The sequence below is a fragment of the Chryseobacterium aahli genome, assembly GCF_022699665.1.
Classification (GTDB): domain Bacteria; phylum Bacteroidota; class Bacteroidia; order Flavobacteriales; family Weeksellaceae; genus Chryseobacterium; species Chryseobacterium aahli.
This window is the reverse complement of the sequence record NZ_JALDNB010000002.1, coordinates 1-21,032: the sequence shown is the minus strand read 5'-3', so window position 1 is coordinate 21,032 and position 21,032 is coordinate 1. Positions and strand designations below refer to the sequence as shown.

The 21,032-nt window shown below is 34.1% G+C and carries 18 protein-coding genes; 6 read left to right on the top strand and 12 right to left on the bottom strand.

Annotated elements, in window-relative coordinates; translation table 11 throughout:
• Position 1: 1 nt before the first annotated feature.
• The 3 genes from MQX03_RS02335 to gyrA form a co-directional block, all read right to left on the bottom strand.
• Positions 2–838, bottom strand: a complete 837-nt coding sequence (locus MQX03_RS02335; RefSeq protein WP_034676149.1) for a 1,4-dihydroxy-2-naphthoyl-CoA synthase — start codon at positions 836–838, stop codon at positions 2–4.
• A 182-nt stretch (positions 839–1,020) separates the two neighbouring features.
• Entirely contained in the window at positions 1,021–2,073 is a 1,053-nt protein-coding gene (locus MQX03_RS02330) for a tetratricopeptide repeat protein (RefSeq protein WP_242801174.1), read from the bottom strand.
• 28 nt (positions 2,074–2,101) lie between these two features.
• Entirely contained in the window at positions 2,102–4,696 is a 2,595-nt protein-coding gene (gyrA, locus tag MQX03_RS02325; protein WP_242801172.1) for a DNA gyrase subunit A, read from the bottom strand.
• 149 nt (positions 4,697–4,845) lie between these two features.
• Here gyrA and MQX03_RS02320 point away from each other — a divergent pair, with 149 nt between their 5' ends.
• Positions 4,846–5,160, top strand: coding sequence for a DUF4286 family protein (locus tag MQX03_RS02320; RefSeq protein ID WP_047444144.1), 315 nt, complete (start codon positions 4,846–4,848; stop codon positions 5,158–5,160).
• 72 nt (positions 5,161–5,232) lie between these two features.
• Here MQX03_RS02320 and MQX03_RS02315 read toward each other — a convergent pair whose 3' ends face one another.
• The 6 genes from MQX03_RS02315 to uvrA form a co-directional block, all read right to left on the bottom strand.
• Positions 5,233–5,517 (bottom strand): hypothetical protein, encoded by a 285-nt coding sequence (locus MQX03_RS02315; RefSeq protein ID WP_242801170.1) that lies wholly within the window; start codon positions 5,515–5,517, stop codon positions 5,233–5,235.
• Between the two features lie 111 nt (positions 5,518–5,628).
• Positions 5,629–5,781 carry a hypothetical protein gene (locus MQX03_RS02310; protein WP_242801168.1) on the bottom strand — a complete coding sequence of 51 codons (153 nt, stop codon included), beginning with the start codon at positions 5,779–5,781 and terminating at the stop codon, positions 5,629–5,631.
• 88 nt (positions 5,782–5,869) lie between these two features.
• On the bottom strand, positions 5,870–6,364 hold the full coding sequence (locus tag MQX03_RS02305; protein ID WP_242801166.1) for a GNAT family N-acetyltransferase: 495 nt from the start codon (positions 6,362–6,364) through the stop codon (positions 5,870–5,872).
• 3 nt (positions 6,365–6,367) lie between these two features.
• Positions 6,368–6,880, bottom strand: a complete 513-nt coding sequence (locus MQX03_RS02300; RefSeq protein ID WP_242801164.1) for a DUF421 domain-containing protein — start codon at positions 6,878–6,880, stop codon at positions 6,368–6,370.
• Between the two features lie 109 nt (positions 6,881–6,989).
• Positions 6,990–7,394: a hypothetical protein gene (locus MQX03_RS02295; protein ID WP_242801162.1), complete on the bottom strand. Its 405-nt coding sequence runs from the start codon at positions 7,392–7,394 to the stop codon at positions 6,990–6,992.
• 418 nt (positions 7,395–7,812) lie between these two features.
• Entirely contained in the window at positions 7,813–10,641 is a 2,829-nt protein-coding gene (uvrA, locus tag MQX03_RS02290) for an excinuclease ABC subunit UvrA (RefSeq protein ID WP_242801161.1), read from the bottom strand.
• A 1,326-nt stretch (positions 10,642–11,967) separates the two neighbouring features.
• Between uvrA and MQX03_RS02285 the strand changes: the two genes are divergently transcribed.
• The 5 genes from MQX03_RS02285 (at position 11,968) to MQX03_RS02265 (ending at position 17,408) form a co-directional block, all read left to right on the top strand.
• The gene (locus MQX03_RS02285) at positions 11,968–13,563 is read left to right on the top strand and encodes a helix-turn-helix domain-containing protein (RefSeq protein ID WP_242801159.1); all 1,596 of its coding nucleotides are present in this window, start codon (positions 11,968–11,970) and stop codon (positions 13,561–13,563) included.
• 266 nt (positions 13,564–13,829) lie between these two features.
• Entirely contained in the window at positions 13,830–15,266 is a 1,437-nt protein-coding gene (locus MQX03_RS02280; RefSeq protein WP_242801157.1) for a hypothetical protein, read from the top strand.
• 405 nt (positions 15,267–15,671) lie between these two features.
• The gene (locus MQX03_RS02275; RefSeq protein WP_242801155.1) at positions 15,672–16,241 is read left to right on the top strand and encodes a Crp/Fnr family transcriptional regulator; all 570 of its coding nucleotides are present in this window, start codon (positions 15,672–15,674) and stop codon (positions 16,239–16,241) included.
• Positions 16,242–16,411: 170 nt separating this feature from the next.
• Entirely contained in the window at positions 16,412–17,092 is a 681-nt protein-coding gene (locus MQX03_RS02270) for a type 1 glutamine amidotransferase domain-containing protein (RefSeq protein ID WP_242801153.1), read from the top strand.
• A 16-nt stretch (positions 17,093–17,108) separates the two neighbouring features.
• Complete coding sequence (locus MQX03_RS02265) at positions 17,109–17,408, top strand: putative quinol monooxygenase (RefSeq protein ID WP_242801151.1); 300 nt, start codon at positions 17,109–17,111, stop codon at positions 17,406–17,408.
• A 68-nt stretch (positions 17,409–17,476) separates the two neighbouring features.
• Here MQX03_RS02265 and MQX03_RS02260 read toward each other — a convergent pair whose 3' ends face one another.
• The 3 genes from MQX03_RS02260 to MQX03_RS02250 form a co-directional block, all read right to left on the bottom strand.
• Entirely contained in the window at positions 17,477–19,360 is a 1,884-nt protein-coding gene (locus MQX03_RS02260; protein WP_242801149.1) for a type VI secretion system baseplate subunit TssF, read from the bottom strand.
• A gap of 19 nt (positions 19,361–19,379) precedes the next feature.
• Complete coding sequence (locus tag MQX03_RS02255) at positions 19,380–19,820, bottom strand: GPW/gp25 family protein (protein WP_242801147.1); 441 nt, start codon at positions 19,818–19,820, stop codon at positions 19,380–19,382.
• Positions 19,821–20,036: 216 nt separating this feature from the next.
• Complete coding sequence (locus MQX03_RS02250; RefSeq protein ID WP_242801145.1) at positions 20,037–20,882, bottom strand: hypothetical protein; 846 nt, start codon at positions 20,880–20,882, stop codon at positions 20,037–20,039.
• Positions 20,883–21,032: the final 150 nt, after the last annotated feature.

The window sequence follows — 21,032 nt, the reverse complement described above, 5'->3', positions numbered from 1 at the left end:
TTTAAGAAATCCACTGATCTTTTCCGAAATCCGGTTTTCTCTTTTCCAGGAAGGCATTTCTACCTTCTTTTGCTTCTTCTGTCATGTACGCCAATCGGGTTGCTTCGCCTGCGAAAACCTGTTGCCCAACCATTCCGTCGTCGGTAAGGTTCATTGCAAATTTCAGCATTCTGATGGAAGTTGGAGATTTAGCTAAAATTTCCTGAGCCCATTCGTAGGCAGTATCTTCCAATTCGTCATGAGGAATTACGGCATTCACCATTCCCATATCAAAAGCTTCCTGAGCAGAATAATTTCTTCCTAAAAAGAAAATCTCACGAGCTTTTTTCTGTCCGACCATTTTAGCCAGATAAGCTGATCCGTAACCACCGTCGAAACTCGTTACATCGGCATCAGTTTGTTTAAAAATAGCGTGTTCTTTACTCGCTAAAGTAAGATCACAAACCACATGAAGCGAGTGACCACCACCAACAGCCCAACCCGGAACTACTGCAATCACAGCTTTTGGCATAAAACGGATCAAACGCTGCACTTCAAGAATATTCAAACGGTGTCTTCCGTCTTCCCCAACATAACCCTGCTGACCTCTAGCTTTTTGATCTCCTCCACTGCAGAACGCCCAAACTCCGTCTTTAGAACTTGGCCCTTCTCCTGAAAGCAACACTACACCAATAGAAGGATCTTCTGACGCATCATAAAATGCATCATACAATTCTGAAGTTGTTTTGGGTCTGAAAGCATTACGGATTTCCGGTCTGTTGAAGGCGATTCTTGCCACACCGTTGCATTTTTTATAAGTAATATCTTCGTATTCCTTTACGGTTTTCCACTCGATCATTCTGTAAAAATTTTTCTCAAATATACGGAATTAGAGAGAGATTTCAGATTGATTTTTAAAGATAATGATGCAACATTTAAACTAAACTGATTGATCATCTTTAAGAAATCAAAACTGAAATACACATAAAAAAAAACCGAAACAAAATGCTTCGGTTTTATATGAATTCAAACTAATGAATATTATTTTGGCTGTTTAGCCTTAAGTGCAGCTTCTTTAGCTTTCATTTCAGTAGCTTTTGCCTGATTTTTTGTAATAACATAGATTTCTCTCAAAGTAGTAATGGCATCCATATTTTCTGGATTTGTCTGATGCCATTTTTCAGCATAAGGCAAGGCTTTGTTGAATCTTTCCTTTCTTGCCTCAATTAATGTTGTAGCCTTATCCGGATCTGACTTTCTCAACGCATTAATGCTTTCAACCGCCTTTGCATCATCACCAAGTGATGTATATACTAAATTCTGATATGAATTGTTAAGCAATGCCGCGTTAGTTCCCGCAAGTTCAATTGCTTTTTGAAATGAAGCAATTGCATCAGCTTCAGTCGCAGGAGTTTTCGCCTGCAAAACTCCTAAATTATACCAATTGGTAGCATCATTAGGATTTTTGGCTAATTGTTCTTTCAGATTTGTTAAGAATTTATCTGTGTTTCCAGTAGCATACAATGCAGAACCTTGATATTCTTTCAATTTAGCATTATTCGGAAATTTAGCCAAACCTTTTTCAATTAAAGCTAAAGCTTCATCATTCTTTTTAGCATTTAAAAGTAGGGTTGATAAAGTTTCATACAAATCTGGCTCTACACTTTTAGTCTGTTCAGTTTTAAAATCTGAATAGTCTTTTGAAGATGACTTCTTCAATAACTCCCAAGTATTTTTATCATACGTTTCAACGTCGCCAGACTTATTTTGTTTTGCAGTGTACTGGGTTGTAACGCCTGTATATCCTGAATTAATTAAATCAGTATAAATTTTAATCGATTCATCTACATTATTTGCAAGAGCATAGCTTAATCCTGCGTAATACATATAGATTTTATCGTCTTGACCACTTGTCTTCATTAAGTTGTAAACTTCTAAAAACTTTGGAGCTGCAATGGCATAGTTTTTCGCCTGGTAAGCATCCATTGCTGCTTTATTAGAAGCTTGTAATTGCGCATTTACATCCTTTGCATCTTTCTGTCCGAAAACAAATGCTGATGAAATGATAGCTATACCTAAAATTAGCTTTTTCATAATAATAACAATTTTATTTTTATTTTAATTATTCTTCAGAAGCGGTATCTTCAGTTGTATCTTCTGAGCTTTCGTTTTCTAAATTATTTTCTATTTCCGGAGCGTTACCTTCTTCTGTAGGAAGAACTATTCCTTCTTCGCCTTCTAAAAGTTCCTCTTCTTCAACAACGTCTTTATCCATTTCTACTTTGGCGATAGCTGCAATTTCGTCATTCTTTTTCAGATTGATCATTTTCACACCCTGAGTATTTCTACCCATCACACGCATCTCATTCATATTCATTCTGATCGCAACACCAGATTTATTGATAATCATCAATCCATCGTCATCTGTTACATTCTGAATTGCAATAAGATTACCTGTTTTTTCAGTGATATTAAGCGTGATAACACCTTTTCCACCTCTGTTGGTAATTCTGTAATCTTCAACAGCAGTTCTCTTTCCGTATCCTTTTTCAGATACTACAAGCACTGTGTCATTTTCGATGTCATTCACCACAATCATACCGATTGCCTCATCATTATCTTCCATGCTGATACCACGAACTCCAATAGATCCTCTACCCACTTCTCTAACTTTCGCTTCAGGGAAACGGATACATTTACCATTTTTAGTAGCAATCATGATTTCAGATGTACCATTTGTAAGGTATGCACCCAACAACATGTCATTCTCTCTAATTTCAATTGCATTTACACCATTTACTCTTGGTCTAGAATATGCTTCAAGAGAGGTTTTCTTAATTGTACCATTTTTGGTGACCATTAATACGCTCATTTGATTTACATATTCAGAATCTTTTAAGTTATTGGTTCTGATGTATGCTTTAATCTTATCATCTGGCTCAATGTTGATCAAGTTTTGTACCGCTCTTCCTTTTGCAGTTTTAGAACCTTCAGGAATTTCAAATACTCTTAACCAATAACACTTACCTTTTTCTGTAAAGAACAACATGTATTGGTGATTGGTTGCAGATACGATGTATTCTAAGAAATCTGAATCTCTCGTCGTCGCTGCTTTATTTCCTACACCACCTCTGCTCTGAATTTTGTATTCTGAAAGCAACGTTCTCTTCACGTATCCTGCGTGAGAAATCGTAAGAACTACCGCTTCATTCGGGATAATATCTTCAATAGACATTTCACCGCCAGAATAATCGATTTCTGTTCTTCTTTCGTCACCGTATTTTTCTTTAATTTCAACTAATTCATCTTTAATGATCTGGAATCTTCTTGGTTCATTAGCCAAAATATCTTCCAAATTATTAATTTCTTTCATAATTGCTTCATACTCATCACGGATTTTGTCAAGCTCCATTCCTGTCAAACGAGCCAAACGAAGGTCTAGAATCGCCTGAGCCTGAAGTTCAGACAAATCAAATTCCTGAATAATTCCTTCTTTCGCTGCCTGTGGATTGGCACTGTGACGAATAATTGCAATCGCTTTATCTAAAGAATCCTGAGTTCCGATCACCTTCATGAAACCTTCAAGAATGTGCGCTCTTTCTTTTGCTTTTCTAAGCTCATACTCCGTTCTTCTTACGATGATAACGTGTCTGTGCTCAACAAAATGATGGATGATATCCTTTAAATTCAATTGCTCCGGTCTTCCGTGTACCAATGCAATATTATTAACACTGAAAGAAGTCTGAAGCGAAGTATATTTATATAATAAGTTAAGGACAACATTAGGAATCGCATCGTTTTTTAATTCATAAACAATACGCATCCCGTTTCTGTCTGATTCGTCTCTGATTTCGTAGATACCCGGAATTTTCTCATCCTTCACCAACTCAGCAGTTCTCGCAATCATTTCAGCTTTGTTAACCTGATAAGGAATCTCAGTTACAATAATTGCATTTCTGTTGTGAACTTCCTCAAAGCTTACTTTTGCTCTCAGAACGACTCTTCCTCTTCCGGTATGGAAAGCATCTCTTACCCCGTCATAACCGTAGATAATTCCTCCTGTAGGAAAATCTGGAGCAACGATGTGCTGCATCAATTCGTCAATAGTAATTTCTCTGTTATCGATGTATGCTGTAATTGCATCTACCGCTTCAGTTAAATTGTGAGGTGCCATATTGGTCGCCATACCTACTGCGATACCAGAAGTACCATTTACCAAAAGATTTGGGATTTTTGTAGGCATCACGCTTGGCTCCGTCAAGCTATCATCAAAGTTGTTTTGAAAGTCAACCGTTTCCTTGTCAAGGTCAGATAAAATTTCGTCTGAAATTTTCTTTAATCTTGCCTCGGTGTAACGCATGGCTGCAGGCGGATCACCATCCATTGACCCAAAGTTACCCTGCCCATCTACTTGTGGATAACGCAAACTCCATGTCTGAGCCATTCTTACCATAGCATCGTATACAGAAGAATCTCCGTGTGGGTGATATTTACCTAAAACATCCCCTACAATTCTTGCAGATTTTAAGTGTTTTCTATTTGAAAAAACGTTCAAACCATACATACCATAAAGTACTCTTCTATGAACAGGTTTCAAGCCATCTCTTACATCCGGTAAAGCTCTTGAAACAATAACGGACATTGAATAATCAATATAAGATGACTTCATTTCATCAACGATGTTGATAGGAATCAATCTTTCTCCTTCTCTTTGCATATATAACTTTTATTGTAATGATAATCAGATGTTTAAAAAACAACCTGAAAACTATTTATTTTGAATATTTAATAACGGGCTAATTTACGAAAATTTTACCGATTTTTGCCGAACTATTTATTCAAATAATCTTAAAAATTCTTAAAAATATGAGCGTATTGAGCATTACTTTCCATTGCACAAAAGACAATATCGAAGAATGGGAAAATTACGTGGATGACACCTTGGTTCTGATGACGGAAAATCTTTTGGATGTCGAAAAATATATCCTCTCTGAGGTACACAGCGACTTCATTGAAGACGGCAAAAACTATAATCTTCTTTTAATTTTTGATGATGAAGAAAAAAGAACTGAGTTTATGGAAAGTGAATTATTAAACATCTCTGAAAGAATCGAAAAAAAGTTCGGACAGGAAGTAATGATCTTTAATACTTTTTTAAATCCTAAGAAAAAGAAGATCTAATTTATATTTTAGACAAAATCTTTTCAATCTGATAAAATAAATAGGCTGTCCCATTTCTGAGACAGCCTATTTTTATAAATTAACTACAACAACCGGTCTGCTATGATAAACACGGGGTTGTCTGTATCTCTTGTGAGTATAATGCCTGTAAGGTCTCGCAGGTCTGTAATAGTGTTTCTTATAATGATGCCTTGGAGCCTTATGATACGCTACTCTTTTGTACTTCATCTTGTGATGTCCACGATGATGATGTTTGTACGAGTGAGGATGATGGCGTTTTTGGGTAGGTTCTGCCTGATAAAATGCAACTGCAAAAATAACTAAGAACACACCAATTACTTTAGATAACAACTTCATAATGATAAAAATTTCAAGTTAACTTCTCAAAAAATACAATGATAATGCCAAAAATTGAGAAAAATTATAATCGTATAACGAAATAATTTCTAAAATCATATGTGTAGAACCTTATCTATTTCTGTTTCTTGGATGAGCTTCTTTCAGTTTTTCTACTTTTTTATCGTGTCCCGGCGGCATTGGTCTTTGACTTGGATGTGGAACACATGATGAAAAAAATCCCGCTAAGATTAGCATTGCGACTGTATTTTTAAGAAAATTCATAATCAAATTATTTTAAATTAATAATCTGAATGATACAATCAAAATGCCAAAAGACTACTCGCCCAATTCCCAAAAAAATTAATAAGATTTAAAGTACAATCTCACTTCTTCTTTCAAGCATCACCAAATCTTTCCATTCGCCATGAAGCTTTCCTACTTTCTCACGGACACCAACCGTTCTGAAACCATTTTTTAAATGAAATTTGATAGACGCTTCATTTTCTGGAAAAATATTAGACTGCAAAGTCCAGAATCCGTGGTTTTCACTGTCGACAATTAGCTTTCTTAATAAAAGTGACCCTAAACCTTTCCCGACATAATTATGGTCAAAATAAATACTTACCTCAGCGACCCCTTTAAAACATTCTCTTTTACTTACAGGCTTCAAAGCAGACCAACCAATCACCTCACTCTTTTCATTTTCCAAAACCCAGCGGCAGTCGTTAATAAAACTTGTATTCCAGACCTCAACATTCGGAAGTTCGGTATCGAAAGTGGCAATTCCGCCATCTATCCCCTGCTGAAAAATTTCCATCACACGGGTTTCGTCTTTTGGGAGCATTTCTCTTATTTCGTAGTTCATTTTTTAATGATATTTTCTTTTATTTTTTCTCTTAATTCTCGAATAATGCGTTTGCTTATCTTTTTCATCCTCAGAAATTACACTGATATTTCCATCGACTTCCAGAATCGAAAGTTTTACATTCTCTATCTTTTCTATTCCGTGTTCTCTGATGGATTCGTTCAACTCGTCAAAACTAATTTTTACCTTTCGCAATGCAACGTGGTCTACAACTCCGTCTTTTACTAAAATCACAGGATCAGCTTCCATAAAACTCGCAAATGTACGATTGGAAAACATGAGTCTTTTTAATATAAAATTTGCAGCAAACAAAACTAGGGCAGCTATAATTCCGCCTTCCAGTGAAGTATTATTGCCCACCATCGCATTCTGTACAGCATTTGAAATTAAAAGCAACAGAACAACATCTCCCGCATTGAGCTGTGAAAGCTGGTTTTTCCCAAACAGACGAATGGCGATCACCATAAAAAGGAAAACGCAGAGAGAGCGGACAACAACATCAAGAATAGGATTCACAGGATGGAAAATTTAAAATCAAATGTATGCAATTACAGGAAATAAAAAAACTGCTTTTTCAAGCAGTTTAGGGAAATTGTATATAGTTTGTTTGATCAATTATTTCAATTTATCTGTGGGTAATATCAACCGTCACCGGCATCACATAAGATGAGGCAATCATGTTTTCATTAAGCTTTCTTGAATCAATTTTATACTGAAGATGGCTTAAAACATTTTCAATTTCTTTACTTACATTTTTACAATCACCTTTTGAACGTACATTCACGATTTTTCCATTCTCAGCAACATCAAACTTCACCTCAGACTTTACAATACCTTCTTTATACTCAGAGTTTGTAAAATCAAACTGATCCATTAGCAGACTTCTGATTTCATTGAATGCATCATTTTTATTCAACTGAACTTCCTGAATGGTATTACTTGAAGTGGTCTGAGCTTTTACATTACCTGCGACTGCAGTTAATCCTAATGCGAAAAGTGAAGCAACAAATATTTGGATTTTATTTTTCATATGTATATTTTTTTATTGTTTTTAATTGGTCATATGTTATCGCCAGAAAATTTAATTTTTTACACTAAAATTATAAATAGCGATTTCATAACTCTTTGGTTTTAAATTATATATTAAACTTGTTTTGATTTCTAAACCAAAGATATAAAAAAATATTCATACTAATTTCACATTGAGTTAACATTGAGTTAACATTGTAATATAAAATACTGAAATTCAATTATTTAAATTTCTAAAATAATTGAATTGTTAACATTGGAGTTTAAATTATGTGCATAAAAAAGGCTAAACATCATCAGTTTAGCCTTTTCATATTCTGTTTGTCATTCCATAGGAATCTCGACAGTGAATTTTAAAGTAACAGTTTAGATTCCTACGGAATGACAAAGATTCTGTTTAAATTTTTAGATTAAATTTATCACATCTCCTTCTTCAAATACTTCCCTGTCAAACTCTTCTTTGATTTAATAATCTCTTCCGGAGTTCCTTTGGCAATAATCTCACCGCCGTATTTTCCACCTTCTGGACCAACGTCAATAATATGATCTGCCAATTTAATCACGTCCATATTATGTTCGATGATAATGAATGAATTTCCTAATTCCACCAATTTATTAATGGCATCCATCAGAATTTTCACGTCTTCAAAATGAAGTCCGGTAGTTGGTTCGTCAAGAATATATAAAGTATTTCCTGTTTGTCTTTTTGCTAATTCTGTTGCAAGTTTGATACGTTGCGCTTCACCACCGGAAAGTGTTGTCGATTGCTGTCCCATTGTGATATAACCCAAACCAACATCTTGCAAAGTTTTCACTCTTGCAAAAATCTTAGGAATCGGCTGGAAGAAATCTACCGCTTCATCAATCGTCATATCCAAAACATCGGAAATCGATTTTCCTTTGTAACGAACTTCCAAAGTTTCTCTGTTGAAACGTTTTCCGTTACAGGTTTCGCAATGCACATAAACGTCTGGTAAAAAGTTCATTTCAATGACTTTCAAACCACCTCCCTGACAAGTTTCGCATCTTCCGCCTTTTACGTTGAAAGAAAATCTTCCCGGTTTGTAACCACGGATTTTACTTTCAGGCAATTCTGAAAATAAATTTCTGATATCGGTGAACATTCCGGTGTACGTTGCCGGATTTGAACGTGGTGTTCTTCCGATCGGAGTCTGGTCAACATCTACGATTTTATCAATATTATCTAGACCTTCTATTTTCTTGTAAGGCAAAGGTTCCTGAACGGCTCTGTAAAAATGTTTGTTCAGAATCGGATACAAAGTTCCGTTGATCAGAGAAGATTTTCCGCTTCCTGAAATTCCTGTCACAACCACCAATTTTCCTAACGGAATATCAAGCGTTACATTTTTAAGATTGTTTCCTGTAGCACCTTTTAAGACGATACTTTTACCATTTCCTTCTCTTCTGACTTCCGGAATGGCAATTTTTCTTTTTCCGTTGATGTAATCTGCAGTGATGGTATCTGCTTTCAGTAAATCTGCAGGTTTTCCCTGCCAAAGAATTTCTCCACCGAATTTTCCGGCTCTTGGACCAATATCCAAAACCTCATCGGCTTCCATGATCATATCTTTATCATGTTCTACAACCAAAACCGAGTTTCCGATATCACGAAGATTTTTTAATGACTTGATCAGTCTTTCATTATCTCTTTGGTGCAAACCGATACTTGGTTCATCCAAAATATACAGAACATTTACCAACTGCGAACCAATCTGCGTTGCCAAACGAATTCTCTGAGATTCTCCACCGGATAGGGTTTTTGAACTTCTGCTCAGACTTAAATATTCCAAACCAACATCTAGTAAAAACTGAAGTCTGGTTTCGATTTCCTTTAAAATTTCATGAGCGATAATTGCGTGTTTCGGCGAAAATTTATCTTTTACATCTCTCAACCAATCTTTCAGATCTGATAAACTCAAACCATTGATCTCAGCGATATTTTTTCCGTCGATTTTAAAGCTTAAACTTCCCGGCTGAAGACGTGCTCCTTTACATTCAGGACAGGTTTCTTCGGTTGTAAAATGTCTTTCGAGCAAAACACCTTCATAAGACTCTTTTTCGTCAATGATTTCTTCCATAAAAGGAATCAAACCATCAAAACTGATCTTTATTTTTTTGGCAATTCCTGCATACTTCAGGTCTTTATTAAATTCTTTGTGACAACCGTTGTACATATAATCCAACGCTTCTGCAGGAATATCTTTAAATGGAGTCGTCAATCCTAACCCGAAAATTTCAAGTATATTTTTGACCTGTGCTAAAATCCATTTATTCGATTTAATATCTTCCAAAGGCAACAAACCTCCCTGATTAATGGATAATTTAGGATTTTCAACAAAATAATCGGTGTTGATTTTCTTGATGGTCCCTAAACCTTTACAACTTGGGCAACTTCCTTTCGGAGAGTTGAAAGAAAAAGTATTTGGTTCCGGCAAAGCTAATGAATGACCTGTTTCGGCATCCATTAAATTTTTAGAAAAATATTCAATTTCGGTACTTCCCAGCTTTTGAATTCCGATTACACCTTCTCCCATTTCCATGGCGGTTCTCAGTGATTTCTCCATTCTCGTTTCAGAGGCAGATTCACCAATGATCCAACGGTCAATGACGATGTCGATATCGTGGGTTTTGTAACGGTCGAGTTTTAAATCATACTCAATATCCTGCAATTCACCATCGATTCTTGCCTGTCCGTATCCTTTCTTCGCCATCTGAACAAAAAGTTCGTGATAATGACCTTTTCTTGAACGAACAACAGGTGCCATCAACATCAGCTTTTCGCCTTTGTAGTTTTCTTTAATTGTATCAAGAATCTGATCTTCGGTGTAGCTAACCAATTTCTTGCCTGTCGTTTGAGAATAGGCATCAGAAACTCTCGCAAACAATAAACGAAGGTAATCGTAGAGCTCAGTCACCGTTCCCACTGTAGAACGGGGATTTTTGTTGGTCGTTTTCTGTTCAATCGCAATTACGGGAGACAATCCTTCAATTTTATCAACATCGGGACGTTCCAAACCGCCTAAAAACTGACGTGCATAAGCAGAAAAAGTTTCTATGTAACGACGCTGACCTTCGGCAAAAATCGTATCAAAAGCCAATGATGATTTTCCGCTTCCGGAAAGTCCGGTGATTACCACCAGTTCATTACGCGGAATTTTGACATCAATGTTTTTAAGATTGTGTTCTCTGGCTCCGTAAACTTCTATATATTCTTTTGATTCACTCATAATTTGGGGTGACCTTACATGAAAATCACGATTTGCAAAAATACGGAATTTTATGGAATTTATTGAGTTAAAAATTGTCTCGATTTTAATTGGAATGCCACATAATTTTCATGAGTTTTAAATCTAATATCCTACCGTATCATTATCATTTATCTTAATTAATTTATTTAAAAATTTTCAAGAATTTTCACTATTTCTGTTCTCTTTTAATGAGTCCAAAACGTTTGTGATACTAATAATCTTTTTGTCATTATACCATTTTAGCGATAAACTGAGATTCTTCTTTACTGAAATTCCATTATCAAAAGTAATAATTAAAAAATATGTGAACATACATCTTTTTATTTCAAAATCTTTAAAATGAGTAACAGGCATTTCTACAAATGGACGTATGTAACCACTCTTAAAAACAGAATATTTTTTAAAAGAAATACATTCTCCGGAATATTCAAATTCGCGATAATTAAAAAATATAATAAAACATAAGATTGCATTTGCAATACATATCGTGAAAATCTGAAAACGTCCCCTTAAAATAAAAATTGCGATGATGATTAATATGATGAAAAGAAGTAGAAGATGAAATCTGATATTTCTAACGTTATTTTTGTTATTGATTTTCATAACAAGATGTAAATTTTGATTAAAAAAATCACTAGCTCTTTATATAAACTAGTGATTTTTGGTATAGAAAAAATTGTATTTTGAATACTTAAGTTTGGTAAAATTACAAATATCGAAGTATAACAAAGTTTGGTACTTCAATCATTTTCAGGAAAATAAAGACTAGCATTTTCATTATAATGCTTTTTTTAAATTCATCAATAACAATTTCATATAACTAGAATAAATAAACGTAATGTGTAAAATAACAGCATCAATCTCCATTACTGTGTAAAATATCATAAAAATCTCATATTCAGTAAATTAAAACACAAAAACTATTATTTAAGCTATTCATTTTCAGGAATACGTCAAACTCTTTCTTTTATAATTATTTCCAAAACCGTATTTTTATTGGGGTAAAATGAAATGGATTTGAACTTTTATATAATAATCCAATACTAAATTCAATCATATCATTCTACTGATTTTGAATGATATGATTCAAGATCTCAAAGTATACATTTTCATCATTTTATATATCAAAAGTTTAACGACTTCTAATAGTGGGATTTTTACTCATAAATCAATCAGATTTTATTCAGATGGTTTCCACTACCAAACCCCTCCATTTTAACAAATATTAAAATATAATCACAATTAATACATTCAGGTAACACTAAATTTGAAATTAAAATGCAAAAGCATTAAAACTAATGATATATGGTTAAAAATCTATTGACACTCTTATTGTATTTTGTAATATTTATAATTACAAACAATCTAAAAGCACAAGACCCGGAGAAATACAATCTAATATACAGCAAAACCTATTTGGAAACCTCTCAAAAGGATTTTAAAAAAGCTTTAGAAATTGCAGATTCTCTTTATAAAATTTCAGAAACCCCAAAATTTAAAGCTAAAAGCCTGATGCTTTCTGCAACGCTTATACAACAATCCGGTAATGATAGAAAATCTTTAGAATATGCATTAAAAGCTGAAGAGTACGTTAGAAATTCTGATGATTATCTATGGCAATCAAAAATTTATGGCTTTTTATCATCTCAATATAGAAGTCTGGGATTGTTTAACCAAGCTAAAGACTATATCAATAAGTCTGAGTATGTGATTAAAAAGATTAATAATGCATCTGTTGCAAGTAATATGCTGGGGTTAGTGATGCAGGAAAAAGCCTATTGTGAAATAGAATTTAACCATTATAAAAAAGCCTTATATTATGTAAATCAATCAAATCATCTTTTTAAGAGTATTGGTAACAGAGAGCCTACGCTTGTTGCTAACAATTACCAATTAGAAGGAATCTGCTACTACAAGTTAGGTGACAATAAAAGAGCGCTAAGTATTTATCAGAAAGCAGCATCTACTTTAGCTCCAATGTCAGATAATTATTTAAAGGGTTTAATTTTTAGTGGAATTGCACAAGTATACATTGAAACAAAAAATCTTGATAAAGCAAAATTATACCTTGATAAAGCAGAAAGTATTGCAGAACAATCTAACTATCTGAGCTTAAAAGATGAGATCTACAATACTTCTCAGCAGTACTATTTTGCTACAAAAAACATCGAAAAACTGGCTGAAGTAAAAATTAAACAAGATTCTACAAAAGAAAAAATATCTTATAACACTTCTGCTTTTATTGACAAAGAATATTCTGATTCACAACAAAAATACCAAATTGAAGAAAAAAAATCTCACAGAAACAGCCTTATATTAATTCTGCTTATTACACTTTTTTGTGTATATATTATTTTAATTTTTATTAAAAGTTCGAATTATAAAGCAAACCATACAAACATCAAAGTAAACACAAAGCAAATACAAGATAATCACATTCATCAGGTTTTCAGCTTAGAAGAAAATATTCAGCAAGAAAGTACAGATAAAGAAATCATCACTAATTTAGATTTTGGGCAGCCTGCAATGATGACCCCTGCAACAGAGAAAAAGCTGCTTGCAAAACTTGAAAAATTTGAAAATTCTACTTTATTTACTCGAAATTCTATATCACTGCCCTATCTCGCCACCTACTGTGATACCAATACTAAGTATTTGTCTTATGTGATTAATAATTTTAAGCATAAAGATTTTAATAATTATATCAATGAATTACGAATAAAATATATTCTTGAAAAACTTAAAAGCGATTCTAAATACCAAAAATATAAAATAGCAAGTTTAGCCGATGAAGCAGGTTTTTCTTCTCAGAGTAAGTTTGCGGTTGCATTCAAAAAAATCACAGATATTTCCCCTTCACATTATCTTCAGGCTTTAAATGAAGAAAAATTAAATAATTAACATACAATAAGCACATATTTAAACAACAAATTTCGAAAACAAAAAACATTATAAAACAAAATATAAAATACTGAAAATCAATATTTTGAAATTTAATTATAATCACCCATTTTCCTGAATACTAGCCAGTAAATATTTGTAGCACTAACTCAACAAAGCTACTTTTGAAACGTCACAAAAAACAATTCATACGGAAATAATAAATCTCAGCTAAAATGAAAAAATACACACGATAATAAAATACAGTTCTAAAAATTTACAAACAAATGAAAAAACAATTTATTCTCTTCAGCAGTCTCATTACCGGATTTGCTTTTTCCCAAGTAGGTATTAACACCGAAACTCCCAAAGCTACGTTAGATGTAATGGCATCCCCCTCAGACATTACAAAAATCGATGGATTTATTGCTCCCAGACTCAAAGGTTCTGAACTAAAAGCTAAAGATGCTAATTATGATACTCAACAGACCGGCGCTATTGTTTACATAACTGAGGCTTTGCTTTCAAGTTCTACAACTACAAAAACTGTTAATGTAACAACATCCGGCTATTTTTATTTTGATGGTAATATATGGCAAAAAATGAAGGGGGATTCTATTGCAGCTGCAAACCCTTGGAATTTAGAAAACACAACAACCGCAGCCACAATAAATACCCAAAATATTTATCAAAATGGTAACGTAGGTGTTGGTGATTTTGCCGCAATAAAACCGCTTGCAAAATTTGATGTCAGAGGCAATATGCGTGGAGGTATACCTCATGCTGATGAACTTAGCGGAACGTCTATACCTGGTGTAAATTCTTTAGCTTATGGCGTAGAAAACAGAGCTTCCGGAGAAAACTCTACTGTACTTGGTTGGAGAAATAATGCAAGTGGTATAAGAGCTCAAGCAATTGGATCATTTAATATTGCTAGCGGCCCATATTCATTATCAATGGGAGGAAATCAATCAGAAGCTACCGGAGATTATTCAGTTGCCATAGGACAAAATGCGAAAGCTACTGGTTACTATTCATCTGCATTTGGCATGAATCCTACATCCAGTAATATATTCAGCATGGCTATAGGTCTAAATGCAGTGGCTAGTGGATTATATTCGCTTGCCTTAAGTACACACACTGCAACTGCAAGTGGAGATCAATCTGTAGCAATAGGAGCCTATACAACTGCCCAAGGAATTGCAGCAACAGCTATGGGAAGACAAACATTAGCAGCCGGATTTGTTTCAACTGCCATTGGAGAAAGAAATGCTATTCGAACAGGATCACTTACTTCTACACCCATACAGGATGATGCTTTATTTCAAATTGGTAATGGTAATTCTTATACACCACCTTACACCTTCAATAATGCGATGACTGTGCTTAGAAATGGTAACACTGCAATAGGCGTAAGTGGTGAAGAAGATGATGCAAAACCGACTGAATTATTAGACTTAGGAGGTACACAATTTGCAGGCAGAGGTGGTCTGAGAATCCGAAATATCAATACAACTGCTTACACAGGAACATCAGCAGACAGGATTGTAGTTGCAACTTCTACAGGTGTTATAAAATCTGTAACGAGAGCTTCGGTTTCTGCCGCAGATTTTAATTTTAGTACCCTTCCAACATATGCTAATGATGCAGCTGCGGCTACCGGAGGTTTGGCCGTTGGTAAGTTATACAAAACAAGTACTGGCGAAATCAGAATTAAATTATAACATATCAGAACAGCTTAATAATTCTCATCATAACAACTTGAAATTTAAAGCCGAAAAAAATTACATATTTTATAATTAGATTAATTATTGTAAAACATGACTGTCATTAACTTTTTAGTTAGTGACAGTTCTTTAAATACATAATTTTTATAAAATTTAAATATATTTCTTAGCTTTAGTCAAATCTTTATTCTTATTTAAATATTTTTTGTAAAAAAGTTTACATCCTCATAAGTAATTGTTACACAATATTCTATTTCGTTGATTGCTTAAATTTATCGAGCGAACAATAGATACCAACACTAAACTCTTTTTTTCCTTTATAGTTTCTGAAAGCCTATCAAGAATCATTATATTTTATCTTCATCAATTTTATCTAAATTTACAGTGTATTAATCAACATTCATGAACAGATTACGGCAGCATATCGAAGAAATAAGTCGCATTACCGATGAAGAATTTGAATCTATCAAAACATTTTTCACACTTAAGAACGTCCGTAAAAATCAGTTTCTGCTTCATGAAGGTGATGATGTACAATTTGAGTTTCTGGTCTTAGATGGAATTTACAAAGTCTATTATCTCGACGAAAACGGAAAAGAACACATTGTACAATTTGCTAAGAAAAATTGGTGGATGACTGATTACAGCAGTTTTTTTAAACAAAACAAATCGACGATGTTTGTAGAATGTCTTTCAGACGGAGAAGTTTTGTGTCTTACTTTGGAAGGAAGAGAAAAGCTGGCTTCAGAATTTCATACCATGGAGCATTTTTTCAGAATAAAACTGACCAACGGCTATGTTGCTTTGCAGGATAGAATACGACTTCTGTTATCAAGCACTCCTCAGAAACGATATGAAGAATTTTCAAAATTATATCCTGACCTCATCCTGCAGATTCCTAAAAAATATATTGCTGAATATCTTGGAGTAAGTAGGGAAACATTGAGCAGGCTTTATTCAAATGCTAAATAGTTTATTTAAAGTTTTAAAGAATTTGAAAAGTTTAAGTGTGATTTCGGTCACACTTTTTTGTGACTTCTCTCCTTCTGTTTCGCCTTGCCGCCACCATACATTTGCTATAGAAATTTAAACAATTCCAAATCGGTTAAACTAAATATTTATTAACAAAAAATTTTAAAGTCATGAAACCAAAAGTATTAATAATCGTATCCAATGCAAACGCTATCGGACCGAACAACAGAAGAACCGGAACTTTCTTATCAGAAGTTGCACATCCGTATGCAGAATTTGAGAAAGCAGATTATCAAATTGATTTTGCGAGTTTAAAGGGTGAATCTCCATTTTTAGACGCATTAAATTTAGCAGACGATCCTGATAATTTAAAATTCCTCACAGGTAAAGGTTGGGAAGACATGCACAAAGCTGCTAAACTTTCAGAAGTTGATGTCAATAATTACGATGCAGTTTTCATTCCTGGTGGTTTGGCTCCGATGGTCGATATGCCTGAAAATGCTGAACTAAAGAAGGTAATCGCTGGAGCTTATGAAAGAAATGCAATTGTAGGAGCTGTTTGTCACGGTCCGGTTTCTTTACTCAATGTAAAATTAAGTGACGGAACTTATTTGGTAAATGGTAAAAATATCGCCTCTTTCACAACGGAAGAAGAAGACAATTACGCAAGAGCCGATGTTCCTTTTGATTTACAAACTGCATTGACTGAACAAGGTGCTGTTTTCCATGCTGCGGAAGCCTGGTTCGCAAACAGTATCGCTGACGGAAATTTAGTAACCGGACAAAACCCCGCTTCTGCAAAAGGTGTAGGTGAAAAAATAGTAGCAATTTTAGAGTCTAGAAATTCATAATTTAAAATCTAAAAAGATGAGCGAACAAGCAATTTACGTTTATGCCCAATGGCAGGTAAAAGAAAGAAAACTGGATTCAGTATTGGAAATTATGAAAAAGGCTGCCCAAAAAAGTTCTGAAGAAGAAGGAAATTTATTTTACAAAATTCATCAGAGCAAAGCCGATAAAAATACATTGATCCTATTTGAAGGATATGAAAATGAATCAGCTTTAGAATTTCATAAAAACTCAGAACATTATCAGAATCTGGTTGTGCAGCAGATTATTCCTTTGCTGGAAAAAAGAGAGGTTATTCTGATGGATCAGATTATTTAAATTAAAATTCCGAAAAGCTTTAGTTGTATTTAAAGCTTTTCGGAATTGTTTTTTATATTTAAATAAGATTAATTTTCAAAAAAATCTACATCCTCATTGGTAATCATTACCCGATATTCTATACCGTCGATGGCTTTTGAGATAATCTGATTTCTAAGAATATTCGCCATATTTTCCCAATACACTCTTCCGTAGAAAGAATAATTTTGTGGAATAACCTCGACTTCAACCGTTCGAACGAAACCTTCCTTTGGTTTGTTACTGATCATGGTTCCTCTTTTTACACGGACATCTTTTAATTCATCTTTTAAAACCATTCGCACGTAATTTTTAACGTCTTCAAGCGAAATAATTTTATCTCTGGTCGTTAACGCATATTTGTATGCCTGAATACTGTCTGAACCTTTCTGCTCTTCCGCACCACCGATGGTTTCGGTAAGAAGTATCAGTGACTGAGATTTTAATTGGTTCGAAAGTTCAGTTCCAGGACGCATATGGTTGGCAAAAGTACAATGCGTAATCCAAAATGACGCATAAGTATGATCGGTTTTCTCAACAGGTTCCATAATCACGTAGTTGAGCTCCTGCTTGATGCTTCTTTTGGCGTTATTTACTTTCTGCACCATCGACTTCATCTTGTCAGACATTTCGCTCAGCATTCCTTTGACGTTGTCACGATTTAATAAAGAAAAAGCTGCAATTTCATCTCTCGTCAACTCAAGAACATTCGAAATCATATCCACCGCATTTCTGTTGTTGAATCTTTCCATTCCACCTTTTCTTACAGTATACAGACCTTTTTTCAGATCATCTGAAGGAGTGAAAGGAATTTCGGTATACTTTCTTCCTTCCCCGTCCTGTACTTCATCTACGTACAGAAAATGTTCACCTTCCTCAGTAATCAGAGGAATATTATTTCCCATGATATCTAAACTGTACTCTGTCTTTTTCCAGCCACGATTGTAAATGGGGAAAGCGTTTAATACAAAAGTGAAATTATCTAAAATCTCAGCGGAAAACTGCGGAGGAAATTCAAAAGTCAGCCACAAGAAGTTTTTGCCGTCAATATATTTCTGAATCTCTTCTCTTCCGTTTAAAAAATCTAAATCCTGAGGCAATGTTCCCGCTTCTGAAAATAAATCTCTTGAAAGTCCGGTTACTTCAATGAATTTATGATGATAAATACTTTTGATGTCTTCAATGATTTTCGTCTGAATAGATTGCTCATGAAAAAGTTGTTCATAACCTTCTGCCTGTTCTTTTTTAAGATACGTTAAACCTTCCTTCACAAATAGAGGATTCCCGTTACTTGAAACGGTGATGTAAGGAAGTAATTTATACACAAAATCTAAATGCTCAAATGCAGGATTTGAACAATACAATCCCAAAGCTCTTGGGAATTTTTCGTTGGTGTATTTTGAAACATTAATTCCAATCGTTACTTTCCTATAATCAGACGGTCTTCCCTGAAACCTTGAAATTGGGATTTTATTTAAACGATCATCAATGCTGTAGCATGTGTTGCCAACGAACATAATGGCAGTCTGTGCCTTATTTGTTTTTACACTCCCAATAGGTGTAAAAGGAATATTCAGTTGTTTATCTGATTCTGATTTTACCGTTGAATTCATCTGCTTTCTGAAGAAAAATTCAGTATGCTCAAGCAAAACCTCTGAAGATTCAAAAGGAGCCGTATATGCAACGGCGTGCGCAGGAATCGGATGGGTGTATATAGATGGGGTTAAAAGTTTCGCAAGCTTTTCTAAAATTCTCGCATTAACGGTTTGAATTTCATTATTCGCTTTAAAAACTTCCGTACTGAAAGCATCGATTAAAAGTTTAACAAAAGGATCCAGCGACTGCGGACTTTTCAATCCCCAGACTTTGGTAGCATTTTGCAACATTCGTGCTTTTACAGACTCTTTCGAATAAATATTCTGATCTAAATTCATATTTGTGATAAGGTGGTGATTAATCGATTGACATAGGACTCAAGAACAGTTCTGTGGAAAAACTAAAGCGTTCTCCGGTAGCTTCCATTTTTGCATTGATGGCGATCCTTACTTTTTTCTTGATTTCTGTATGTTCTTTGGTGTCATAGTTGTGCTCTACGACTTCTACATGGGCGTCGACCTGTGGCTGAACGATTCTCGGTTCAAACTCCTGAATCTGCCTTTTAAGACTTTTGATAAAAACATTTTCCCATACGGCTGATGTAATTCCATTATCAAATTCCAGATTCCAAACGTCATTGCCATAATTTTCATCATATCTGTTTTCACCTTTTTTTGTGGTAATCAGGAGCATAATGTTGTGGGCAATACTTTCACCCATATCGCAGGTGTCTATACTTCCACCTTCAGACATCAGCGTTGACGGCACAAAGGGCATTCTGTAATTTGGTGTGTCCATAGATTTTTGTTCTCTATTTTAATTTTTTGGTGTCATTATTTAAAATGAAATACCAAATTAATCATTTTCGGGAAATAATATGCAGTAATATTTTGAAACTTTTAAGTGAATTCGAAGTTTCAGATAATGGTGAAACAAATTTTCCGAGAACCTTGGAAATCTTAAAAGTATTATTTCAAATTTTATAGAATGGAGATTTATGAGATATTATATGGTTTATTTTACGAGATTATCTGTTACAAAATACTTACCTGAACTTTTAACGTTATTAAATTCAGCACTATAGTATATTTCATTTTTATCAAACTTAATTAGGCTTATTTTCATTTTATAGCCAATTTTGAAGCTGGAATCATTGCCGATAACTTTTGTTATGGTAGCACTTATTTCACAAGGTTTTTTTTCATTACGTTCAAGGTGACTGATTATAACACTACCTGTCGAATAGTCTTCCCTTAACTCATTATCAGAAACGGTTATAATTGATTTTGTTTTGCCGATGTCTGAGATCGTATACATTTTTAGCTGATTAAATTCTCTGCATCTTTTGTCTAAATCAATTTCGTTGATCATTGTGGCTCTCTTTGGTAAAACTATGATCTTATCGCTTAGCTCAGGAAAAAGCTTCAACATTGTTTCTTTATCATTTCCTGAAGTGTCAATAAACTTCCAATTTTTACCATCGTTTATTGAAATTGCAATCATTGTATAATCACTTTCTATTTTTCCTTTTGGAGTCTGCATCAAAATTGTCTGTGTAAAACTTGTTTGTAGTTGATTTTTTACTTTAATCATTTTCGAAAAGCTTTTAAAGTTTATATCTAAAAATATGTACCCTTCAGCTTCCATTTTTTCGACAGCAGATCTTGATAAATTGATTACCTTCTCTCTTCCTCCAGATATTTTGAAAACATTGGGATAAACGAAATCACCATAAGCTTCGAATCTTTTGTTTAGGAATAGTAATTTTGTTTTATTTAAGTCTGAAACTAAATTTTCATCCGGAGTTTGAGAATACAATAAGTTGAAAAAGACTAAAAATAATATGCTAAGGTTTTTCATGAGAATTATTGACTGTAAGTTCTATTTTTATTCATAGCCCCGATTGAACGGCCTGTTTGAGCTCTTTTCAGATTTTTGGGGGGGGGGGGGGGGGGGCCCCCAAAAGTGAAAAGAGGGGGGTGGGAAGGGGGATAAGGGACGAAAAAAAAT